Source organism: Pseudomonas sp. (assembly GCF_051660785.1).
Lineage (GTDB): Bacteria > Pseudomonadota > Gammaproteobacteria > Pseudomonadales > Pseudomonadaceae > Aquipseudomonas.
In genome coordinates this window covers 22454-43349 of record NZ_JBOFQE010000107.1, presented here as the reverse complement: position 1 = coordinate 43349, position 20896 = coordinate 22454, and the positions used below count along the sequence as shown (strand labels likewise).

Annotated in this window: 16 protein-coding genes and 1 pseudogene; 9 read left to right on the top strand and 8 right to left on the bottom strand. The window is 60.4% G+C overall.

Features of this window, described 5'->3' with window-relative positions:
* Positions 1-527, top strand: a 527-nt coding sequence (locus ACRC4F_RS29870; protein WP_438657993.1) for a GntT/GntP/DsdX family permease, incomplete at its 5' end; no start/stop codon positions are given.
* A gap of 140 nt (positions 528-667) precedes the next feature.
* The gene (locus tag ACRC4F_RS29865; RefSeq protein WP_438662534.1) at positions 668-1993 is read left to right on the top strand and encodes an OprD family porin; all 1326 of its coding nucleotides are present in this window, start codon (positions 668-670) and stop codon (positions 1991-1993) included.
* 234 nt (positions 1994-2227) lie between these two features.
* Here the strand turns inward: ACRC4F_RS29865 and ACRC4F_RS29860 are convergent, their stop codons facing one another.
* The 4 genes from ACRC4F_RS29860 to ACRC4F_RS29845 are packed head-to-tail and all read right to left on the bottom strand — an operon-like array spanning position 2228 to position 7853.
* A complete protein-coding gene (locus tag ACRC4F_RS29860; RefSeq protein ID WP_438662533.1) occupies positions 2228-3676 on the bottom strand; it encodes a curlin in 1449 nt (482 codons plus the stop codon).
* A 27-nt stretch (positions 3677-3703) separates the two neighbouring features.
* Entirely contained in the window at positions 3704-4165 is a 462-nt protein-coding gene (locus ACRC4F_RS29855) for a curlin (protein WP_438662532.1), read from the bottom strand.
* Between the two features lie 59 nt (positions 4166-4224).
* Complete coding sequence (locus tag ACRC4F_RS29850; RefSeq protein ID WP_438662531.1) at positions 4225-6471, bottom strand: Ig-like domain-containing protein; 2247 nt, start codon at positions 6469-6471, stop codon at positions 4225-4227.
* Positions 6472-6506: 35 nt separating this feature from the next.
* On the bottom strand, positions 6507-7853 hold the full coding sequence (locus ACRC4F_RS29845) for a hypothetical protein (RefSeq protein ID WP_438662530.1): 1347 nt from the start codon (positions 7851-7853) through the stop codon (positions 6507-6509).
* A gap of 681 nt (positions 7854-8534) precedes the next feature.
* Between ACRC4F_RS29845 and ACRC4F_RS29840 the strand changes: the two genes are divergently transcribed.
* The 6 genes from ACRC4F_RS29840 to ACRC4F_RS29815 all read left to right on the top strand — a co-directional run bounded on the left by ACRC4F_RS29840 (position 8535) and on the right by ACRC4F_RS29815 (position 17699).
* Positions 8535-8894, top strand: coding sequence for a DUF6124 family protein (locus ACRC4F_RS29840; RefSeq protein WP_438662529.1), 360 nt, complete (start codon positions 8535-8537; stop codon positions 8892-8894).
* A 342-nt stretch (positions 8895-9236) separates the two neighbouring features.
* Complete coding sequence (locus ACRC4F_RS29835) at positions 9237-10685, top strand: sensor histidine kinase (RefSeq protein ID WP_438662528.1); 1449 nt, start codon at positions 9237-9239, stop codon at positions 10683-10685.
* Between the two features lie 186 nt (positions 10686-10871).
* Complete coding sequence (locus ACRC4F_RS29830) at positions 10872-13679, top strand: multicopper oxidase domain-containing protein (protein ID WP_438662527.1); 2808 nt, start codon at positions 10872-10874, stop codon at positions 13677-13679.
* Positions 13676-14707, top strand: a complete 1032-nt coding sequence (locus ACRC4F_RS29825; protein ID WP_438662526.1) for an SCO family protein — start codon at positions 13676-13678, stop codon at positions 14705-14707. Before ACRC4F_RS29830 ends, ACRC4F_RS29825 begins: the two co-directional genes overlap by 4 nt.
* 102 nt (positions 14708-14809) lie before the next feature.
* Entirely contained in the window at positions 14810-16303 is a 1494-nt protein-coding gene (locus ACRC4F_RS29820; protein ID WP_438662525.1) for a sensor histidine kinase, read from the top strand.
* Positions 16272-17699 (top strand): sigma-54-dependent transcriptional regulator, encoded by a 1428-nt coding sequence (locus ACRC4F_RS29815; protein ID WP_438662524.1) that lies wholly within the window; start codon positions 16272-16274, stop codon positions 17697-17699. The genes ACRC4F_RS29820 and ACRC4F_RS29815 overlap by 32 nt, the downstream gene beginning before the upstream one ends.
* Positions 17700-17715: 16 nt before the next feature.
* Here ACRC4F_RS29815 and ACRC4F_RS29810 read toward each other — a convergent pair whose 3' ends face one another.
* Positions 17716-18102, bottom strand: a complete 387-nt coding sequence (locus ACRC4F_RS29810) for a hypothetical protein (protein ID WP_438662523.1) — start codon at positions 18100-18102, stop codon at positions 17716-17718.
* Between the two features lie 178 nt (positions 18103-18280).
* On the opposite strand from ACRC4F_RS29810, the gene ACRC4F_RS29805 reads away from it, so the two are divergent.
* Entirely contained in the window at positions 18281-19117 is an 837-nt protein-coding gene (locus tag ACRC4F_RS29805; protein WP_438662522.1) for a class I SAM-dependent methyltransferase, read from the top strand.
* On the opposite strand, the gene ACRC4F_RS29800 is transcribed toward ACRC4F_RS29805, so the two are convergent.
* The 3 genes and pseudogenes from ACRC4F_RS29800 to ACRC4F_RS29790 all read right to left on the bottom strand — a co-directional run bounded on the left by ACRC4F_RS29800 (position 19106) and on the right by ACRC4F_RS29790 (position 20890).
* Positions 19106-19414 carry an addiction module antidote protein gene (locus ACRC4F_RS29800; RefSeq protein WP_438662521.1) on the bottom strand — a complete coding sequence of 103 codons (309 nt, stop codon included), beginning with the start codon at positions 19412-19414 and terminating at the stop codon, positions 19106-19108. The genes ACRC4F_RS29805 and ACRC4F_RS29800 overlap by 12 nt on opposite strands.
* A 2-nt stretch (positions 19415-19416) precedes the next feature.
* Positions 19417-19709 (bottom strand): annotated as a pseudogene (locus tag ACRC4F_RS29795) (type II toxin-antitoxin system RelE/ParE family toxin).
* A gap of 488 nt (positions 19710-20197) precedes the next feature.
* Positions 20198-20890: an N-acetyltransferase gene (locus ACRC4F_RS29790; protein WP_438662520.1), complete on the bottom strand. Its 693-nt coding sequence runs from the start codon at positions 20888-20890 to the stop codon at positions 20198-20200.
* Positions 20891-20896: the final 6 nt, after the last annotated feature.

Below are 20896 nucleotides of genomic sequence, written 5' to 3'. Positions count from 1 at the left end.
CGCTGCTGCTGGCGACGTTGCTGAGCTTCTGGACCCTCGGCATCGCTCAGGGCTTCAGCCGCGAATCGATTCTGAAATTCACCAACGAATGCCTGGCGCCGACTGCCAGCATCACCTTGCTGGTCGGCGCCGGCGGTGGTTTGAACCGGATTCTGGTGGACGCCGGCGTGACCACCCAGATCGTCAGCCTGGCCGACGAATTCCACCTGTCACCGCTGATCATGGGCTGGCTGTTTGCGGCGTTGATGCGCATCGCCACCGGCTCCGCCACCGTAGCCATGACCACCGCCTCGGGGATCGTGGCGCCGGTGGCCATCGGTCTGGGTTATCCGCATCCGGAGTTGCTGGTGCTGGCGACGGGCGCGGGGTCGGTTATCTTTTCTCACGTCAACGACGGCGGCTTCTGGTTGATCAAGGAATACTTCAACATGACCGTTGCCCAGACCTTCAAGACCTGGACCGTGCTCGAGACCATCATTTCGGTGGTGGCTTTCGCGCTGACCGTGGGTCTTTCTTACCTGATTTAACCGGAACATCCCGACCGATTTCCTCAAGGCTCATGGTCTCCATCGAGCGCGTCATCGTGCGCGCCGCTGTTGGGGGCCAGCGGCGGAGAGCAGTCGCGCCAAGCACTCAAAAAAAACAAAAAATCACCCTGGAGCACCGTATGTTCAAGCGAGCAATTCCCACCGCATTTCTGTTGGCCACAGGTTCGATGTGCGCACAGGCCGCCGACGCTACCGGTCACGGTTTTCTCGAAGACAGCAAAGCCAGCCTGTCGATGCGCACCCTGTATTTCAACAGTGACAACCGCGACGGCGCCGCAGAGCCCTCGAAGACGGAAGAGGCGGCGCAGGGTTTTGTATTGCGCTACGAGTCCGGGTTTACCCAAGGCACGGTCGGGTTCGGGATCGATGCCCAGGCGTTGCTCGGCGTTACGCTGGACAGCGGCACCGGCCGCCACAACGGCAGCGGCATGATCCCGACTGATGGCGATGGCGCGGCGGATGCGTGGAGCAGCTTCGGCCCGACCGCGAAGATGCGCGTTTCAAAAACCGAATTTCGCTACGGCACGCTGCTGCCGAAATTGCCGATCCTGATCTCGAACGATGCTCGCGTATTACCGCAATCGTTCACCGGTGCGCAGGTCACTTCGAACGACATCGATGGCCTGATGTTGACCAGCGGTGTGCTCGAACACGCAGTCGGCCGGGCCTCGACTGACCGCACCGGTTTGTCGGTGGCAGGCAGCACCCGGGACAGCAACAAGTTTTATTTCGCTGGCGGTGACTACAACGTCACCAAGGATTTGAAGGCGCAGTATTACTTCGCGCAGATGGAAGATTTCTACAACCAGAACTTCTTCGGCCTGACGCACGTCCTGCCCATCGACGGCAAAAGCTCCTTCACCACTGACCTGCGGTACTTCCGCACCACATCCACCGGTGCCAACAGCTCCGCCGCGGGCAGGGCGCAAGGGTATCGAGTGTCGGGTTACACCGAGGACAACAACGGTGAAATCGACAACAACACGTGGGTGGCGATGGTCACCTATGCCAACAGCGGTCACTCGGTGTCGCTGGGTCATCAGCGTGTGGGCGACGGCAGCAATTTCGTCCAGCCCAACCAGGGCAGCCTGATCGATAAAGGCGCGGGTGGCGGCAGTGTTTACCTGCCGACGGACCGCATGATCCAGAGCTTTGCCCGCGCGGGTGAGGAAACCAATTTCGGCCAGTACAGCTATGACTTCGCGCCCTTGGGCGTGCCGGGTTTAAAGGCTACGATCGTGTATTTGAAGGGCACAGGAATCAAGGCGCAGAACGCTGGGGATCAGTCCGAGTGGGAACGTGATATGACCCTCGATTACGTGCTGCAATCGGGATCGCTCAAAGGGCTTGGTTTCAGCGTGCGTAACGGCAAGTCGAACACCGACGCCGGGCGTAATGTGGACCAGAATCGCTTCATCATTAACTACACGCTCTCGCTGTTGTAATCACCGGAGCCCCAACAACTTCAGTGACCCAGCCAATATCGATGTTGAATGTACCGCCGCCATCGTCGGAACGCCGCCCGGAGCAGGCTCGCTCCCACAGTGGAGGTTTGTCGTTTACAAAATCTGAATCCCATGGAGGATCAAATGTGGGAGCGAGCCTGCTCGCGATGGCGGTAGGTCAGCCAAAAAAAACCGCGACCCTCCCCAGGGCCGCGGTTTTTTTATGCCTTGCGATTATTGCTGCAACACAGTTGCCCGGTTGTCAGCCCCCAACTGCTGAACAGTCGCCATCTGGGTCACGCCGCTCTGATCGACACTGGCAATGTTCCCGGTACCGCCCTGGGTCACATAAGCCACGTTCATGGTGTCCGCCTGTTTGACGGTGATCATGTTGTCGCTGCCATACAGCTGCGTGGTGAACGCCTGGTTGCCGGTGCCCGACTGGTCGAACTCGGTGGTGTTGCCGGTGCCGTTGGTGGTGCCCTGGGCCAGGTTGGTGGTGCCGCGCTGGTCGGCGATCAGGATGTTGTCGCTGCCGTTCTGGTCGAAGTACAGCTCGTTGTAGTTTTCAGCCTGGCTGACCGTGGTTTTGTTGCCGCTGCCGGTCTGGTTGGTGGTCATGATGTGGCCGACGCCATCCTGTTTGAAGCTGGCGATGTTGCCGTTGCCGGCCTGGGTGACGGTCGCGCGCTGGTTGCTGCCGAACTGGCCGCCCAGTTGCGGGCCTTTCCAGTTGCTGGCGTAGACCTTGTTTTCAGTGCCTACGGAGGTGGCGGTCAGCACATGGCTGTCGCCGCTCTGATAGGTGAAGTGCACGTTGCCGGTGCCTTGCTGGTACAACGCGAGCACCGAGCCGACGGAGTCGAACTGGTCGGCGTAGATGGCGTTGACGTCGCCGACTTGCAGGACCTGGGCGTTGTTGTTTTCGCCGAAGCTCTGGTCGACCACCGCTTCGTTGGTTTGCCCATACTGGTTGACGGTGGCCTCGCTCGCGGTTTGTGCGCCTTGCCAGACCTCACTGCCGTTGAAATCACCGAACTGGTTGATGGTGATGACGCCGCCGTTGCCGTCGCGCTGGTCGCCATAGGCGTAGTTGCCTTCGCCGGCCTGGTTGATGCCGATCTCGCCGCCCATGTGGGCGATCTGTTCGGCGGTGCCGTAGTTGGCGGTGCCGTACTGGATGATCGTCGCGTTGTTGGCGATGCCCAGTTGAATCTGTTCGATATTGGCCTCGTTGTTGTCACCGAACTGGAAGGTCTGGCCTTTGGTGGCTTCCTGGGTGTCCTGATAAACGAACGAAAAGTTGCCGCTGCCCGCCTGTTGTTGCAGCGCCTGGTTTTCGCCCATGCCGATCGACTGGCTGGCATGGCTGGTGTTGAGGCTGCCGACTTGTTGCTGGGTGATGAGGCCGCCGTTCTCGAACAATTGCTCGGCGTAACCGGCGTTGTAGTCGCCGACCTGATCCTGGGTGATGGTGCCGGTGGCGGTGTCTTGCACCGCCGCGGCATCGTTGCCCTGGCCGAGTTGCTGTTGGGTCGCGGTACTGAACGGCGCCGCGGTCTGTTTCACATCGGCAATGTTGGCGGTGCCGACCTGGGCCTGGGTGGAAACGCTGTCGTCGGCCATCGCCTGGGCACTGACAATGACCAGTATGGCGGCGGTGAGGGGCGTCAGTTTGAACATGATGAAACCTCCAAGTGGTGCAGTGCTTTAGCGATATTGTTTGACCGAAACGCTCATGCCGTTGCCCGACTGGGTCACGGCGCTTGAAAGCCCCGTACCGGCCTGGTCGATGCTGGCGTCGTTGTTGTTGCCGTTCTGGGAAATCTGCGCACGGTTATGGCTGCCGTTCTGGGTAATAGAGGCGGCGTTGCCGGAACCTTGCTGGGTGATCATTGCCATGAGGTCGCTGCCTTGTTGCAGGATGTACGCTTCCTGGTTGCTGCCCGACTGGACGATGGTGCCGAGCAACGACTGGCCGTTCTGTTGCAGCAGCGCCACGTTGGCCTGGCCGTTCTGGTCGATCAGCGCGTGCTGGCCAACCGGTGGAGGCAACTCGCCGAGGTCGGCGGCAGGTGCCAGGTCGTCGTTCTCCATCAAATCGTCGGCGCGCACGCCTGCACTGCTGCAAAGCAGAAGCAGGCAGAGCAGGGCGGCGGTCGGCGTTTTCATGGCGTTGTCCTGGGGAAGAGGCCGGCCCCACCCACCGGATCGGCGGGTGGGGCGAGGGCTCAGTTGGCGATGATGTTGACCGTACGCACGGTGCCTTGGGAGGAGCGGATGGTCGCTGTCGGGTTGGCCGAAGGGATCACCGTGGTGCTGTTGCTCACCGTCAACCTCCAGCGACCGGTTACTGGAACCGTGGTGGTGCCAAGGGTTACCAGCCCGGTCGGGGTGGTGACCTGTACGGTGATGGTGTTGCCGGTGATCACCGATGAGGTGCCCGCAAAGTCCCAGGTGAAGCGGTTATTGGAGCGGGCCGACACCGTGGCCCCGGTCACTGCGAAGGTTTCCGCAGCAGGCCGTGGCGAGACTTGCACCGTGACGGTTGCCGGTGTCGACTGGGCGCCGAAGCTGTCCCGGGCGATGTAGGTGAACGTCGTGGTGAAGGCCGTGGTGACGGTGGCCGGTGGGTTGTAGGTGATGACGGTGCCGTCGGTCGTGACGGTGCCGCGCCCGGCTGCCGGTTGGGTAAGGCTGGCGACAGCGAGCGGCACGTTGCCTTCCGGATCGGTGTCGTTGGCCAGCACGCTGATCGGTACCGATACGCCCAAGGTTGCGATGCTGTCGGCGACGGCCACCGGAGACTGGTTAGGCGCCACGGTGATGGTCACGGTCGCTGGAGCGGTCGAGGCCAGGCCTTTCACGTCTTGAGCCTTGTAGGTGAAGGTCGTTGTCAGCGGTGCAGTGACCACGGCAGGTGGGGTGTAGACCACCGAAGTCGTGCCGCTCAATGCCACGGTGCCTTGCCCGGCCGCCGGTTGGGTCAGCGCGGTGATGCTCAGCGGCGTGTCGTTGTCGGGGTCACTGTCGTTGGCCAGCAGATTGAGGGTCAGCGGCACGCCGAAGCTGGTGTTGCCGGTGTCGGCAACTGAGAGCGGCGCCTGGTTCTCGCCGGTATCCGGTGCAGCTCCGACCACCACGACAGGCTCGGTATCGCTGCCGCCAGCGGCGGATTTGACCGTGACGGAGGCCGGTGGCTGGGTCAGGTCGGCAATGGTGATTCGTTGCAGGGTGCCGGTTTTCGACAGGCGTCCGTAACCCTGAGCGACCATGTCCGGCACCGCCACTTCGTCGGACGAGGTGGCCTCGATCAGCAGGCTGTGGTTGCTCCAGCTGTAGCGAGCAGTCTGGACTTTCACTACGTCGGTGACCTTGCTTGACACTGCTGTCGGCCGGGTAGTGCCGCCCGGGTTGGTGGCCGTGACCACCACCACAGAAGGCACGGTGGAGCCCGTCAGGCGATGGCCGAAGAACTGGCCATTGTTGTCGCCGAGCATGTTGATCAGGCAGGGCGTCTGCGGTGGTCCGGGCACAAGGGCCACGGTTTCGCGGAAGCACAGGCTCGAACCGTTGGCTGATTTGCCAAACACTTCGACCCGGGTACTGCTGGCGCCCGGGCCGGAAGAGGTCCGGCGGTAAGTGGCACGGCCAATTTCCACCGGGGTTTGCGCACGGCTGTCGAGGACTTTGCCGGACACGGTAAAGAGGTTGGTCTGGATGGTCCCGGCAGGCCCCTGCACGCGCAGGAAGTTGTTATTGAACGGGCTGCCGGTGACCGCTTCGGTGAGGTTCGGATCGCCGACAAACGTCTCGATGGCGCCGGTGTCCGGGTTCACTTCGGTGTAAGGGCCGTTGACGCTGCGCAGGAATGGCCCGACCTCCCCGTTGAGGGCACCCGAGAAATTGCCCGGTGCGCCGATGCCGATGTCGCGGGTGATGTTGATCGCCCGACGGCCCGGCGTGGTGACGTTGACCGTGTCCACACCGTACGGGTGGGTGATGGTGTAAGTCCCGGCGACAGGCACGTTCACCCGCAGACGAATCCGCGCGAAGCTTGCCTGGTCGCCGTCGACAGGGTTTTCGGAGGCGAATGCCGCTTCGATCCCGGCCACGTAGGCATCCACGCCATAACCCCCGACATCGGCGATGCTGGTCTCGGCGAGGTACCAGAACGTTTCCGGTGGCCAGTTATCCGGAAACACCATCGGCAGGGTGTCGTCGTAGACCCCGGGTTCCGGATTCAGAATGCACATGTAGGAAGGCGCGCCCGGTGCACCCGGCGACCGCGAGCTGGTCGCCCGCGACTGGCAAAGTTCCAGCGACAGCAGATTGTTGTCCTGATACCACATCGGGAATTTCCCGGTGGCGAAGGTGTAAGGGCCGGGGTCGACGGCATTGAGCTGCGCGAAAGCGCTGCCGGACAGCGATAGAGTCAGTCCCAGGGCGTTGAGCGCCAGGCGTGGCAATTTGTTCATGATGCCTCCTGATGAGGATCTGGGCATGTGTGCGTTCATTGCACGATGACCACTTCTTCGATATCGCTGCCGCCATTGGATGACGTCACTCGAACCTTGGCCGGTGGAATCGGCGAGATGCCGGTCGCCAGGGATTTCACTGCGCCATCGCCACCCAGGGCGCCAATGGCGACCCCGGTGCCGGTGGTGGCGGTGAGTACCGGTGGCGAGGTTTCATCGCTGGTCGAAGCCACGACCGTGATTTGCGCGGTGCTCAAGCTGTACTGGGCGGTCTGGATCACCACGAGGTCCGTCAGTGGCATCGACAGCGTGGTCGGCGTGCTGGTGGGAATGGCCAGGTGGTTGTCGGCGGTCACTACCAGGGTGCTTGGCAACGTCGGGTTGGTGGCGGACTGGGCGTACCAGTGGCCGGACGTGTCAGCCTCGGTCAGGTTCAGCGCCGGGGTGTTGCTGTCCAGGGTCACGGTGGCGGGTGGCGGCGGAGCCATGACAAACACGTCCTGCTGCGCCACCGGTGCGCTTTCACCGGCCTTGCGCGAGTAAGTGCTGCGCTCGGTGATCATCGGGGTAGGCCGGACCACGGTCGACAACTTGCCGGAAATGGCCATGACCGTCGTGCGCAAGTCCAGGCCGTTCGGCCCTTCGATGCGGATGTAGTTGGTATTGAAAGGACTGCCGGTGAAGGCTTCTTCCAGATTCGGATCGCCAACGAATTGCTCGGCCGAACCGGTGACCGGGTTAGTCTCGGTGTAGGGACCGTTGACGCTGCGCAGGAACGGGCCGATGTCACTCTTGAGTGCGCCATCGTAGGTTTTCGGCGTGCCGATACCGATGTCGCGAGTCATGTTGATTGCGCGACGTCCGCCAGCGGGAACGTCAAAGATGTCGACGCCGTAAGGGTGAGTGATGGTGTAGACGCCGGCGGTTGGCACGTCTACCCGAATACGGATGCGGCCAAAACTGACCTGGTCGCCTTCGACCGGTTCTTCCGCGGCGAAGGCGGCTTCCACGGCGCTGACATAGGTCAGGTCGATGCCTCGTGCGGCATCGACGATCGAGCCGTCGCCGGTGAACCAGAACGACTCATCGGGAAAGTTGGTCGGGAAGACGATCGGTTGCGTGTCGTCGAACACCCCGGGGGTCGGATTCAACAGGCACATGTAGGACGGCGCACCGGGTGTGCTGGCAACCCTGGAGCTGACAGCTTTGGACAGGCACAGATCGAGAGTTCGACCATGGCTGTCCTGATACCAGGCGGCAAACGAGCCGTTGGCTGGCACATAGGGACCGGGGTCGACGGCAAACAGCGCTGCCTGGGCAACACCTTGGGCTAGCGCGCTGACGACCAGGGCGGCCGCCGTTTTGGACAGTAAAGGGTGCATGAGTATTCCCTCTATCAGAGTACCTGTCCCGTAGGGATGGGTCAGTTGAGAGGGCTTCGGCAACTTCCATACCAATCTTGCAAAACGGCCGGCGCAGGCCCGCAGCAACGGCGTTTGACGCCTGAGCGGCTTCGTTACGCCGAGCGCGCAAGCGGGCGACTGTCCCCAGCATTGGGGGTAGGTGGGGGCAGTGGGGTATGTGGGGATTGGGAGGGGGGAATATCCGAAGCGAGGTCAATGCCGGGCGCGAAATTCGCACTTGCGCCACGGGCATCGGCGCCACTTTGGAAGGTGCGCGGGCGCGGTTTAAACATCGCCGAAGGAGGCTTGTTTAAAGACGCTCGAGGTTACTTCCTGAAAGCTACAAGACCTTGCGTCGTTGCCTACGGCTACGCCAGAATCCGCCGGCTTGTGCGCCTTTGGCTCGCTCGGTAACTTGATTCCCGTCACTGCCCATCAGTGATCGGGTTTCGCAGCCCGGGTAATCTCTAGACGCACAACGTCTACCGTCCGTGAACAGACGCTTCATTGGGTCTGTCAGGTATGTCATGGCGGCTGTGCGTGGGAGGCCCTCGGGTCTGCCGGGTTCCTAGAGTCCTGGTCTGCGAACCCGCGTACAGTTGCCACCTTTATTTCGTTTCGCAGCGAAAGGTGGCTGCTCCATTTCTCTAGGAGTTCACCATGTTCAAGGTCACACCGAATCCACCGGACACCGATCCCGTCTCCCCGTACGAAACCGATTCAAAGAAACTCAACGAAGCCGCCGAGCGAGCGCTCGACTTCCACTTCCCATCGAACGCAGACATCAAAGCCACCCCGCGAACACGTAGCACGCTGTTTTCCGTAGACCCTGAGGCGACGGCCGAAACATTGGCGGTTTTTTTGGTCGAGACACTGGCCTCAGTCGATGTGATGGTTCATCAGCTGGTGGATCATCTGGAGGGGGAGTCGCGTTATGCGCTGCTGGGTATTTCGAACAGCATTATGGTGGCGGAGATTACTGCTAATCGGGTGTTGGATCAGATTGATCTGCCTAAGTAGGGTCGGCTTGCTGTGGTGAGTGGGTGACTGATGTTGGGCTGTGCGGTGTTGCCTTTTTGGGGCTGCTTCGCAGCCCAACGGGGATAAATCCCCTCGCCACGGGAGACTACACGCCATCACGTCCATATATTCGCCCCGTCGGTTCATGACTGATCGGGGCGTTTTCTTTTGCGTGTGCTGCAAACATATTGCACACGATGCCAGCCTGTTCCGGAATGCACTGCGTTTATCTCGCTTGGCTGGTGGGGGGGCGTCCCAAAAAGGGGGGGACAAAAACCCGAAGTCGGGCAAAGACCAGACAGTGGGCTATAACCCTATAGGGAGTTTTCGGGAACAACGACCATGACCAGTCAGACCACAACCCTCCAGAAAGAAGAGGGCGATATCCGCCTGAGCTCGCGCAAGCAGCCGTTCAACCTGCTGCGCTGGTTCTCGCTCATCAGTATGGCGGTGATCGGCACGGTGGCCGTGGCGCTGGGGGCGGTGTCGACGCGGTTCGTGATCACCGAAAGCGTGCAGCGCGATGCGTTGCTCACGTCCCAGTTCATTCAGGCGATTGCCTCGGCCGAGGTGCGCCATGTGTCGATACCCAACGTGCGGACCATGGGCGAGTTGCTGGACCCGCGCAAAGACCGGGACTTTCCCGACGTTGATCCGCTGGCCCGCGCCAGTGCCCGCGGCGAATTCCTCGACCATATCGAGCACCTGCCTGATGTGATTCTGGCCAACATTTATGCCCCTGACCGCATGGTGATCTGGTCCACCAACCCGGCGCTGATGGGCACCACGATCCATGCCGATGACGACCTCGATCAGGCTTTTTCTTCCAAGACGCCGGTGTCGGCGAGTTATCACAACGTCGACAAAAGCCGCATGGAGCAGAAATTCGTTACGCCGCCGGACTACATCTTCATCGAGAACTACATTCCGCTGTTCGATGCCGATGGCGATACCGTCACGGCGATGGTCGAGATCTATAAGGAACCCAAGGACCTGATCGACCGCATGGAGCGCGGGCTGGTGCTGATCTGGCTGGCCACGGCCCTGGGCGGCGGACTGATTTACCTGGGGCTGTACTGGATCGTGCGGCGTGCGGCGATCCTGTTGGCGACCCAGCAAAAGCAATTGATCACCAACGAAACCTTCGTGGCGCTCGGGGAGATGTCCTCGGCGGTTGCCCACAGCCTGCGCAATCCGTTGGCGACCATCCGCTCCAGCGCCGAACTGGCCCTGGAGTTCGACACTGGACCGGCCCACAAAAACATCAACGACATCATCGGTCAGGTGGACCGCATGTCGAAGTGGGTCAGGGAATTGCTGCAGTCGTTACGCCCGCTCAACGATGAGGCCGAGCCGGTGAACCTGGTCGCGGCTTTGCATGACAGCCTCATGGCCTTCGAACATCAGATTGCCAAGGCCGGTGTGCGGGTGGTGTTCGAGCCGCAGGAAACCCCGATGGTGCTGAGCCAGCAGGTGCAGCTCACGCAAATTCTCAACAGTTTGCTGGCCAATGCCGTCGAAGCGATGGACAGGGGCGGCACGCTGACCATCACCCTTGAGTCGACCGATACCCGGGGAATCAGCGTGGTCGTGAGCGATACCGGCAAGGGCATGAATGAAGAGCAGCGCAGGATGGCGTTCCGGCCTTTCTTCACTACCAAGCAAGGCGGATTGGGCGTCGGGCTGGTGCTGGTGAAGCGCATCATGGAGCGTTTTGGCGGCGCGGTGACCCTGGGTAGCCGCGAAGGCGAGGGCACTGCTGTCCGTCTGTCGTTCAAACGGTTTCCCTGACAATGGGTGTGAACTTTCCCCGGTAGCGGGTGTCTGGCCCCAGTCGGATTCCCCGGTCATGGCGCATTGATATTGATAAGCCATTGTTTTGTTAAGAGTTAATGCTTTTGTATAAACCTGTTACAAATCTGGCGAGCTCCTTGCAAATCCACCATCACCTCCTTCATGACTTCGAGGCGGCTGGTGATGGACAGAAAAGCGCGGCACCCCTGCAAATGGTTCAGCCTGATAACGCCTCTGAGCGTCCTGCTCACAATGACGCTGGGCACAGCGACGCTGCGTGCCAGCCCCATCGATGACGAGCGAGAGCCGGAGCCGAACGATCCTTCCCGGTATTACGACGAACCGGCTGACCCGGCGGCAGCGCTTAATGCCATCTTGACCATGCCCGAGGCCAACGAAGATTCCTTCGATTTGCCCGATGGCGTCAAAGGCAGCCGAGACACCACGCGCACGGAAAACATTCTGCCGCCGTCGGTGCAGACCAGTTTCAACTACCCCACCAATGGCAAGCCGAGCCCGCTGTTTGGCGCTCAACCGTTCACTCAGCAGTTGGTGCTGTTCGAAGAGTTCGGCCCGGAAAAACTCGACCCCACCACACCGCCGGCGCCGTTGAGCTTTCCACCGGTAGCCGTTGGACCGTTGCCCCAGCAGGACCCGACAAACGCGGCCCGCAGTGCGCCACCGAGTGCGGCACTCGACGCCTTTATGCGCCAGCCGGGGCTGACGCCGTTCCCCAGCCAGTTCGCCAACGTGGTGGACCGCAACCCGTGGCAGGCGCAGATCGAGGTGTTCCTCAACCGCCATATCGGTTCGTCGGCGGAAGGTCGTCCGCCGGGAAAGGGTTGGTCGCATCAGCGCTGGAACGAGTTCTACCCGCAAATGGCCTACAAAACCGTGCAGACCGGGGCTAGGCTCAACAGCGGCTGGCGTGACAGCCATCAGATGCACGGCTATGCGCTGGGCGAGTTCGGACCCGGCGGCCTCTATCACAACGTCGCCGGTGTACCGGCCACGGACGGCACCGCCAAAGGCGTCGATGCGCGTTTCCACCCGAACATGCCGGTGCAGAACCACAACTCGGTCTGGACCTTCGACGGCACCTTGCCGCCCAAATTGCTGATGGTGCGTTACGGCCAGCCGGTGCTGATGCGCCATTACAACGGCTTGCCGATCGATCCGGCGGCCAACATGGGTTTTGGTCTGCACACCATCAGCACCCACGAACACAACGGTCACGCACCGGCGGAAAGCGACGGCTATGCCAACGCGTTTTTCTTCCCGGGGCAGTATTACGACTATCGCTGGCCGATCCAGCTGGCCGGTTACGACAGCATCAACACCAAGGCTGAAGATCCGCGTGCGGCGTTCCCGTGCTCGCCGGGCGAAACCCTGTGGACCAATGATATGAGCCCCGGCCTCAAGACGTGCGACCACGGCACGATCAAGATCCGCGGCGACTGGCGCGAAACCATGAGCACCCACTGGTTCCACGACCACATGCTCGATTTCACCGCGCAGAACGTCTACAAGGGCAACGCGGCGATGATGAATTACTACAGCGCCCTGGACCGTGGCAACGAGTCGGTGAACGACGGCGTCAACCTGCGTTTCCCCAGCGGCAGCGCCTTGCCGTGGGGCAACCGCGACTACGACGTCAACCTGGTGTTCGCCGACAAGGCGTGGGATCAGGCCGGTCAGCTGTGGTTCAACCCGTTCAACACCGACGGCTTCCTCGGTGACCAGGTGCTGGTCAACTGGCAGTGGAAACCGACCCTGGACGTGCGCGCCCGCAGCTATCGGTTCCGCATCCTCAACGGCTCGGTGTCGCGTTACTTCAAGTTCGCGATCGTGCGTGAGGTCAAGGGCAACAGCGGTGAATTCCCCGGCCCTAAAAACTCCGGCGTGTCCTATGCCCGCGTGCCATTCCACATGATTGCCAACGACGGCAACATCATGGAGCACAGCGTGCCATTCGACGGCACCCTGGACCTCGACGCCGATGGCGATAAAAAGAATCACAACGCGATCTTGCCGACCCAGGGCATCGCCGAGCGCTTCGACATCATCGTCAACTTCGCGAAGAACGGCATCAAGCCTGGGGACAAGCTGTTCTTCGTCAACCTGTTGGTGCATGACGACGGCAAGGGGCCGAAAGAACCGGTCGAGCTGGCGGATGTGCTGTCGGAGAAATACCTGGCGGTGATCAAGCAAACCAGCAAAGGACCGCAGTGGGACAAGGGTGATCCTGGGGTGGGCAAGCTCTTGCAGCTGAACGTCAAGGCCTACTCCGGCCAGGACCTGGCCATGGACCCGGCGGCCTACGAACCGGCCAAACCGGGCAAAGCCGAAGGCCTGGTGATGATTCCGCTGAAAATCCATCGCGACAATGCGGCCGACAAGGTCCTGCTGGCCCAGGCGCGCCACCGCACCTTCACTTTCGGCCGTTCCGATGGCACCGATGCAGCGCCGTGGACAGTCAAGACCGATGGCGGCTTCGGCTTCCACATGGACCCGCGTCGCTTGAACACGGCCACCCAGTTGAAAACCGGTCCGACCGATGCCGGCGTCAGTGGTTTCGGCACCCTGGAAGTGTGGAACATCAAGGCCGGCGGCAAGGGCTGGAGCCACCCGGTGCACGTGCACTTCGAGGAGGGGATCATCCTCAGCCGCGGCGGCAAGGCGCCACCGGAATGGGAAAAATGGGCACGCAAGGACGTGTACCGCATCGGGTCGGAAAACGATGGCCTGGACAGCGTCGAGATGGCGATCAACTTCCGCGAGTTCGCCGGGACGTACATGGAGCACTGTCACAACACTCAGCACGAAGACAACTCGATGCTGCTGCGCTGGGACATTGAAAAACCCGGGCAATTCCAGTTGATGCCGACACCGTTGCCGAGCTGGGATGGCGTGCACTACGTCAACTCCGCCGCGCTGCCAACCTTCCGCAACGGCGATGGCTTCGGCCCACAAGTGGCGGTGAAAAAATGAGGCGCAGGGGAGCCGACACACCCATGCATACGCCACGTTCCCGCGCCTTGGGCATGCACCTCATTCTGGTCCTGGTCACCTGTCTGTTGGCCCTTCAAGTGCTGCTTGCTCACGAAGGGGGGCTGGCGCCGACGGAATCGGCGACACCCTGGGGCGGCGATTACTTCCCCAACACCTTGCTGACCGATCAGGACGGTCGGCAGGTACGGTTCTTCGATGACTTGATCAAGGACAAGGTGGTGGTGATCAATTTCATATTTACTTCGTGCAGCGACTCCTGCCCGCTGGAAACCGCACGCCTGCGTCAGGTGCAAAAGCTGTTGGGCGACCGGGTCGGCCAGGACATCTTCTTCTACTCCATCAGCATCGACCCGCTCAGCGACACGCCCGAGGTGCTGAAGGCTTACGCGCAACGCTTCAAGGTCGGGCCGGGCTGGAGGTTTCTGACCGGCGAATTCGAAGACGTCACCGATCTGCGCAAAAAACTCGGGCTGTTCATCGAAGGCGTCGACAACGGACGCAGCAAAGACCACAACCTGAGCCTGATCGTCGGCAACCAGAGCACCGGTCGCTGGATGAAAGCCTCGCCGTTCGAGAACCCGTGGATCCTCGCCGATCAGTTGGCCAACACCTTGCAGAACTGGAAGAAAGCCAGTGTCGAGGAAAGTTACGCCAATGCGCCCGAGATCCGCCCACCGAGCAGTGGCGAAGAACTGTTTCGCACCCGCTGCGCGTCGTGCCACAGCCTGGGGCCGCTGGACGGGCAGGGCATCGGCCTGCGCAGCATCGGCCCGGACCTGATCGGCGTCACTCGCCAACGCGACCCGGCCTGGCTCAGCCGCTGGATACGCGAACCCGACCGCATGCTCGCCGAAAAGGACCCGATCGCGATGGAGCTGTTTGAACGTTTCGACAAAATCCCGATGCCAAACCTGCGTCTGGATGAGAACGCTGCGCAGTCAATTGTGGGATTTTTGCAGGAAGAAACCGAGCGTCAGCAACCGCTGCAAGCGGCGCAGGTGCAATAGCGGCGAAATACTATCAGTGAAGCCGTCAACCACGATCAATGCCACCTACACTGATCCCAGAAACGGTGGAAAAGGCTTGATGCAAGCCTCCAGGACACTCCCATGCAGACGCTGGAACAACCAAAGATTCTTGCGCCGGACACGCCGGCAGCAGAGGGGCAGGGCCGGGGCGGCCAGTTCAATCTGCTGCGCTGGTTTTCCTTGGGCAGCTTTTTGATCATCGCCGTCGTGGCGGCAGGGCTCGGCCACATTTCCACGCGTTTCGTGGTCACCGAAAGCATCGAACGCGACTCCATGCTGACTGCGCAATTCGTGCAGGCGATTGGCGATGCGGAAATCCGCCATGCCTCGATCAGCCCGAACAGAACCATGGGTGAAATGCTCGACCCGCGCGATGACAACGCTTACCCCGACGTGACCCCGGCAACCCGTGCCTCATCGCGCGGCGAGTTTCTCGATCATGTGGAACATCTGCCGGATATTTTGTTGGCCAACGTCTATGCCCTCGATCGTACCGTGGTCTGGTCGACCAACCCGGAGCTGATCGGCCTGCGCATCGAAGACGATGAAGAGCTCGACGAATCCTTTGAAATGAAGGAGGCGGTGTCCACCAGTTATCACGAGATCGACGATGAGCGTCCCGAGCAGAAACTGCTGCGTGAGCCTGAATACCTGTTCATCGAAAATTACATCCCGATGTTCAATGCCGACAAGAGCAAAGTCATCGCCATGGTCGAGATCTACAAGGAACCGACGGATCTGGTTGAGCGCATTCAGCGGGGTTTCAAGTCGATCTGGCTGGCGACCCTGCTCGGCGGCCTGGTCATCTACCTCGGGCTGTTCTGGATTGTGCATCGTGCGTCCATGTTGCTGCAGAGCCAGCAGAAACAACTGATCACTAACGAGACCTTTGTCGCCCTGGGGGAAATGTCCTCGGCGGTCGCCCACAGCTTGCGCAATCCGCTGGCGAACATTCGCTCCAGCGCCGAACTGGCGCAGGAAATCGCCAGCCAGAATGCGCAAAAGAACATTGGCGACATCATCAGTCAGGTCGATCGCATGTCACGCTGGGTCCGCGAGTTGCTGGTGTCGTTGCGGCCCATGAACGAAGACTCCGAAACCGTCGACCTGGTGCTGGCCATCGACGACACCCTGAGCGCGTTCGACGCACTGATCCGGCGCTCGAACGTGGAAGTGCGCTTTACGCCGCAAACCTGTCCACCGGTCGTCAGCCAACAGGTGCTGCTCACGCAAATTCTCAATAGCCTGTTTGCCAACGCCCTGGAAGCCATGCCCAAGGGCGGCATGCTCAGCATCGATATTGAACAACCCCGATCCGGCCAGGTGCTCATGACCCTGAGCGATACCGGCAAAGGTATGTCCAAGCAGCAGCAACAGATGGTCTTCAAGCCGTTTTTCACCACCAAACAGGGAGGGTTGGGCGTTGGCCTGGCCCTCGTCAAACGAATAATGGAGCGTTTCGAAGGCTCGGTCGAACTGACCAGCCAGGAGCAGGAAGGAACCCGCGTCTGTCTCAATTTTAAAGTGGCAACGGGAGGGGAATATGGAGCACAGCATACTGCTGGTCGAGGATGATGAACTCCTGGCCGAGAATATTCAGACCTACCTGGAGCGCAAAGACTTCGAGGTAACGGTCTGCCACTCGGCTGAAGAGGCGTTGGATAAACTGGGTACGTTCACCCCCGATGTGGTGTTGACCGATAACTCGTTGCCGGGCATGAGCGGTCACGACCTGATCCAGAAGCTGCGCATCAGCGCGCCGGATCTGAAAGTGATCATGATGACTGGCTACGGCAACGTCGAGGATGCCGTGGTGGCGATGAAAGAGGGCGCTTTTCATTACGTCACCAAACCGGTGGCCTTGCCGGAGCTCAAGCTGCTGCTGGACAAGGCGCTGGCCACTGATCGTATGGAGCGCACGTTGTCGTTCTATCAGGAGCGCGAGGCGCAGAAGTCAGGCGTACAGGCGTTGATTGGCGAATCGGCACCGATGCAATACTTGAAGAACACCATCGCCCAGTTGCTCGACGCCGAGCGGCGCATGGCCAACACCGACCTGCCGCCGGTGCTGGTGGAGGGCGAGACCGGGACCGGCAAGGAACTGGTGGCCCGGGCGCTGCACTTCGACGGCCCGCGCGCCAAAGGCCCGTTCATTGAGTTCAACTGCGCATCGATCCCGTCCAACCTGGTGGAGTCGGAACTGTTCGGCCACGAGAAGGGCGCCTTCACTGACGCCAAGGACCGTCGTGTCGGCCTGGTGGAAGCGGCCGATGGCGGCACGCTGTTTCTCGACGAAGTGGGTGAAATGGACCTGCTGCTGCAAGCCAAACTGCTCAAGCTGCTGGAAGACCGGACCATTCGCCGGGTCGGCTCGGTGAAGGAGCGCAAGGTCGATCTGCGCGTGATCAGCGCGACCAACTGCAACCTCGAACAAATGGTTCAGCAGGGCAAGTTCCGTCGTGACCTGTTTTTCCGTTTGCGCATTATTTCGATCAAGGTGCCGCGCTTGTATGCCCGCGGCGCCGACATCTTGCTGCTGGCCCGGCATTTCCTGGCGACCCACGGCAAACGCTATGGCAAACCGAACCTGCATTTCAGCGATCAGGCTGAAGAGTTGCTGCTCAGCTACAGCTGGCCGGGCAACGTGCGCGAATTGCGCAACATGCTCGAGCAAACCGTGTTGCTGGCGCAGAGCGATACGATTGCGGCCCATCAGCTAAACGTGTGCCTAAGCCTGGTGGATGATCCGATCGTGCTGCAAGAAGCCCAGCACCACGAGCCGCGTCCGGCCTACAACGGCACCGAGTCGATGAACCTGCCGGAAGTCGAACGCGACATGGTGCGCAAGATGCTCGACAAGACCGACTGGAACGTCACCAAGTCTGCAAGGCTGCTGGGCTTGAGCCGCGACATGTTGCGTTACCGGATCGAAAAGCTCGGCCTGGCACGCCCGGACAAACGCCAGTGGTGAGGCTATGTTGCAACCATCATTGCAACGTTGCTTCCTGGCGGCTGAGGCATTCGAGCACGCACGAAGGGTCGAGGACTTCTTCGTTGACGTAGACGCCGTGTACCGGGTCGTAGGAGCGGATGAACACTCGAACGGAGGCATCCGCAACGGTCGGTAATATTGAGTCGTGGAACACATGCTGGCTGGCAATCGGGATGAAATCCCGCGGGGCTGTCGGGATGTACGACCGAGGCGGCACGGTGCTCAGGGAAGGGGGCACCGGGTGGGCGAAGGGCTGGTCGGCCCCGTAATAATTGAAGTCACTGCTGTAATCGGTGGTGGGTGTCAGCGTGTCGTCCGCCTGGGCGCCGGTGATGGCGGTCAGGCTAAGGGCGAACATCAGCGTCAGATCGGTTGTTTTCATGGCAGCACCTGCGAAATCGGTTTTCCCGCACTTCCCCAAGGCCATTAACTATAGCTGCCGTACGGGCTCGCGTTCGCGTTGCCCGGATTACAACATTCCAACAAACGCCCGGTGGGTTTTTCAGAACGCTGATCTAGACTCGTGCCGGTCAACCAAGAGCCGAATTCTGGAGTGCGCAATGGAAATGCCGACCAAAGAAAATGCCATCGCCAGCAACCGCGATGCCTGGAACGATTCCGCCCGACACCATAAAGACACCCCCGATTGGCGGGCTTTGGTGAAGGCGGTCAGTCAGCGCGATTTTTGCTGCATCGACGACACACTCCGCGGTGTGCTGGAGCAGGTCGGCGTCGATGGCAAGGACGTGGTGCAACTGGGCTGCAACAACGGGCGGGAAAGTATCTCGCTGTTTGCGCTGGGGGCGCGCAGGGTGGTGGGCGTGGATCAGTCCGAGGCATTTCTCGATCAGGCGCGAGAACTGGCTTGCCTCTCGCCGCATGAGCTTGAATTCATCGAGGCCGACATTCATCACCTGCCGACCGAACTTCATGAGCGCTTCGATGTGGCGCTGATCACCATCGGCGTATTGAACTGGATGCCCGACATCGGCGCGTTCTTGCGCCATGTCGCGCAGACTCTCAAGCCTGGCTGCGCGTTGGTGGTGTACGAAACCCATCCCTTCCTGGAAATGTTCGACCCCGAGGCTGCCGATCCTTATCGCCTGGACAGCTCTTATTTTCGCAGCGAGCCGTTCGTGCAGGACCAGCCGATCGTCTACGAAGGCAAAGTCGACCAGCAGGCCGCGTCGTCCTACTGGTTCGTCCACACCCTGGGCGCAATTTTCACAGCCGCCATCGAGGCGGGGCTGCAGATCAACCATTTCAAGGAGTACCCGCATTCCAACCGCGAGGAACTCTATGACCGGTATGAGAAGCAGACGGCGCAGTTGCCGATGTGTTTTACGTTGGTGGTGGAGAAGCGAGCAGCCTGTCAGAAGAATCTCTTAAAGAGCTGAGTGATTTACCGAATGACCCGGCTGCGCACACAGATCAATGCCGAGGGCATGGATGACCTTCAACACCGTATCAAAGCGCGGTTTTGCACCGGGCGCGAAGGCCTTGTACAGGCTTTCGCGACCCATGCCCGAATCCTTGGCAATCTGCGTCATTCCGCGTGCTTTCACCACATAGCCGATAGCACGAAGAAATTCCTCGTTATCGCCATCTGCGAGCACTTGTGAAAGGTACTCGCTTATGGCTTCGTCACTGTCCAGCAGCGCCGCCATATCGAAAGTAATCAAAGTCTGGCTCATGTTTAAACCTCCTTTGCCAATTTTTTCGCCCGCCTGATATCGGCGGCTTGCGAAGATTTGTCACCACCAGCCAAAAGCACAATGACGACACTGTTTCGCAAAGTGAAGTAGCCCGATAGCCGGCACCGACGTCCACGCGCATTTCGGAAACGCCATCGCCCACCGGTTTGATATCGCCCAGATTACCTGCAGAGGCACGATCAATGCGGCGAGCGATAGCTACCTTCGCCCGCAAGTCACGGACTGAGGCATGCCATGCCACGAAGATCATAGTTTGTTGAATAATATAATTCATTGCTCAAATGTATCCATATGGATACGAATGAGCAGTCAGGCGGTTCCTTGGCTATGGGTGTTTTTTCCCAGAGGTATGTAGGACACATCACGCGCTCGCGAGCGAATACCGCCCTGACTTACATTTGATCGTCGTCGAACACAAAATCTGTTTGCGCTGAAGATCTACTGTGGGAGCGAGTTTGCTCGCGATAGCCATCTGTCAGTCACATCAAAACTGAATGAGCCGCCGCCATCGCGACCAAGCTAACTCCCACATTTGAATCTCGCCGAGCACAAATGCTGCGTGCGCTGGAGATCCACTGTGGGAGCTAGCCTGCTAGCGATAGCTATCTGTCACTCACATCAATGCCGAATGTGCCGCCGCCATCGCTAGCAGGCTAGCTCCCACATTTGAATCCCGTCGAGCACAAATGCTGTATGCGCTGAAGATCCACTGTGGGAGCGGGCTTGCCCGCGAAGGCCGCGACTCGGTCTCTGATCCAGCAATCAGGCGTTCGCCGCCCCCGTCACTACCGGCCGTCCCGGTTTGCGCAGCGGGTCCAGGCGCGAGCCGGTGTAGCGGGTTTCGCGGTAGAAGCGCAAGCGGCCGAACAGGCCGTAGACGTGGGTGACGCGCCCTTGTTCGTGGTAGCCCATGCGGATGTGCAGCTTCAACGCCGGGATGTTGTGGGTTTCGCAGACGTCCACCACCTTGTTGCAGCCTTGGGCCGCCATTGCCGCCCAAAGGTCTACCTGAGCATCCACCGACAGGCTGGTGCCGAAGTAGGGACGGGTCATTTCGCCGCCGAACTCGAAGAACTCACCCGGTTTGACCGGGAACCAGCAGCCGTAATAGTGACGGTCGTGGTAGTCGCGGATGCTGCCCCAGATGAACGCAACAGCGTGGCCTTCTTCGTCCAGATACATGTGCCCGGTGTGACCCTCGGTGGCGAGTTCGGCCATGGTCTCGACGCGGTCACCAAAATGCTTGCCGAAAGCGATAGCGTTTTCCGGGGTGATGTTCACCATGCGCAGACCCGAATAGGGACGCAGTTTGTGCGGCTGTACCGGGCTGATCAGGTCACGTTCCATCCATAAAAGCTCCCAGTGGAAAAACACGTAGCGTTTCCACAGCGTGTTGAACGTGCGGCTCAGGCCCTTTTGTTTTATGCGTTCGCGAAGCTTTTCGATGATGCTCATGCTGCT

Excerpts from the sequence above, each read along its gene's own strand:
- ACRC4F_RS29865 (WP_438662534.1), top strand. The coding sequence starts at position 668 with ATGTTCAAGCGAGCAATTCCCACCGCATTTCTGTTGGCCACAGGTTCG.
- ACRC4F_RS29860 (WP_438662533.1), bottom strand. The coding sequence starts at position 3,676 with ATGTTCAAACTGACGCCCCTCACCGCCGCCATACTGGTCATTGTCAGT.
- ACRC4F_RS29855 (WP_438662532.1), bottom strand. The coding sequence starts at position 4,165 with ATGAAAACGCCGACCGCCGCCCTGCTCTGCCTGCTTCTGCTTTGCAGC.
- ACRC4F_RS29850 (WP_438662531.1), bottom strand. The coding sequence starts at position 6,471 with ATGAACAAATTGCCACGCCTGGCGCTCAACGCCCTGGGACTGACTCTA.
- ACRC4F_RS29845 (WP_438662530.1), bottom strand. The coding sequence starts at position 7,853 with ATGCACCCTTTACTGTCCAAAACGGCGGCCGCCCTGGTCGTCAGCGCG.
- ACRC4F_RS29840 (WP_438662529.1), top strand. The coding sequence starts at position 8,535 with ATGTTCAAGGTCACACCGAATCCACCGGACACCGATCCCGTCTCCCCG.
- ACRC4F_RS29835 (WP_438662528.1), top strand. The coding sequence starts at position 9,237 with ATGACCAGTCAGACCACAACCCTCCAGAAAGAAGAGGGCGATATCCGC.
- ACRC4F_RS29830 (WP_438662527.1), top strand. The coding sequence starts at position 10,872 with ATGGACAGAAAAGCGCGGCACCCCTGCAAATGGTTCAGCCTGATAACG.
- ACRC4F_RS29825 (WP_438662526.1), top strand. The coding sequence starts at position 13,676 with ATGAGGCGCAGGGGAGCCGACACACCCATGCATACGCCACGTTCCCGC.
- ACRC4F_RS29820 (WP_438662525.1), top strand. The coding sequence starts at position 14,810 with ATGCAGACGCTGGAACAACCAAAGATTCTTGCGCCGGACACGCCGGCA.
- ACRC4F_RS29815 (WP_438662524.1), top strand. The coding sequence starts at position 16,272 with ATGGAGCACAGCATACTGCTGGTCGAGGATGATGAACTCCTGGCCGAG.
- ACRC4F_RS29810 (WP_438662523.1), bottom strand. The coding sequence starts at position 18,102 with ATGAAAACAACCGATCTGACGCTGATGTTCGCCCTTAGCCTGACCGCC.
- ACRC4F_RS29805 (WP_438662522.1), top strand. The coding sequence starts at position 18,281 with ATGGAAATGCCGACCAAAGAAAATGCCATCGCCAGCAACCGCGATGCC.
- ACRC4F_RS29800 (WP_438662521.1), bottom strand. The coding sequence starts at position 19,414 with ATGAGCCAGACTTTGATTACTTTCGATATGGCGGCGCTGCTGGACAGT.
- ACRC4F_RS29790 (WP_438662520.1), bottom strand. The coding sequence starts at position 20,890 with ATGAGCATCATCGAAAAGCTTCGCGAACGCATAAAACAAAAGGGCCTG.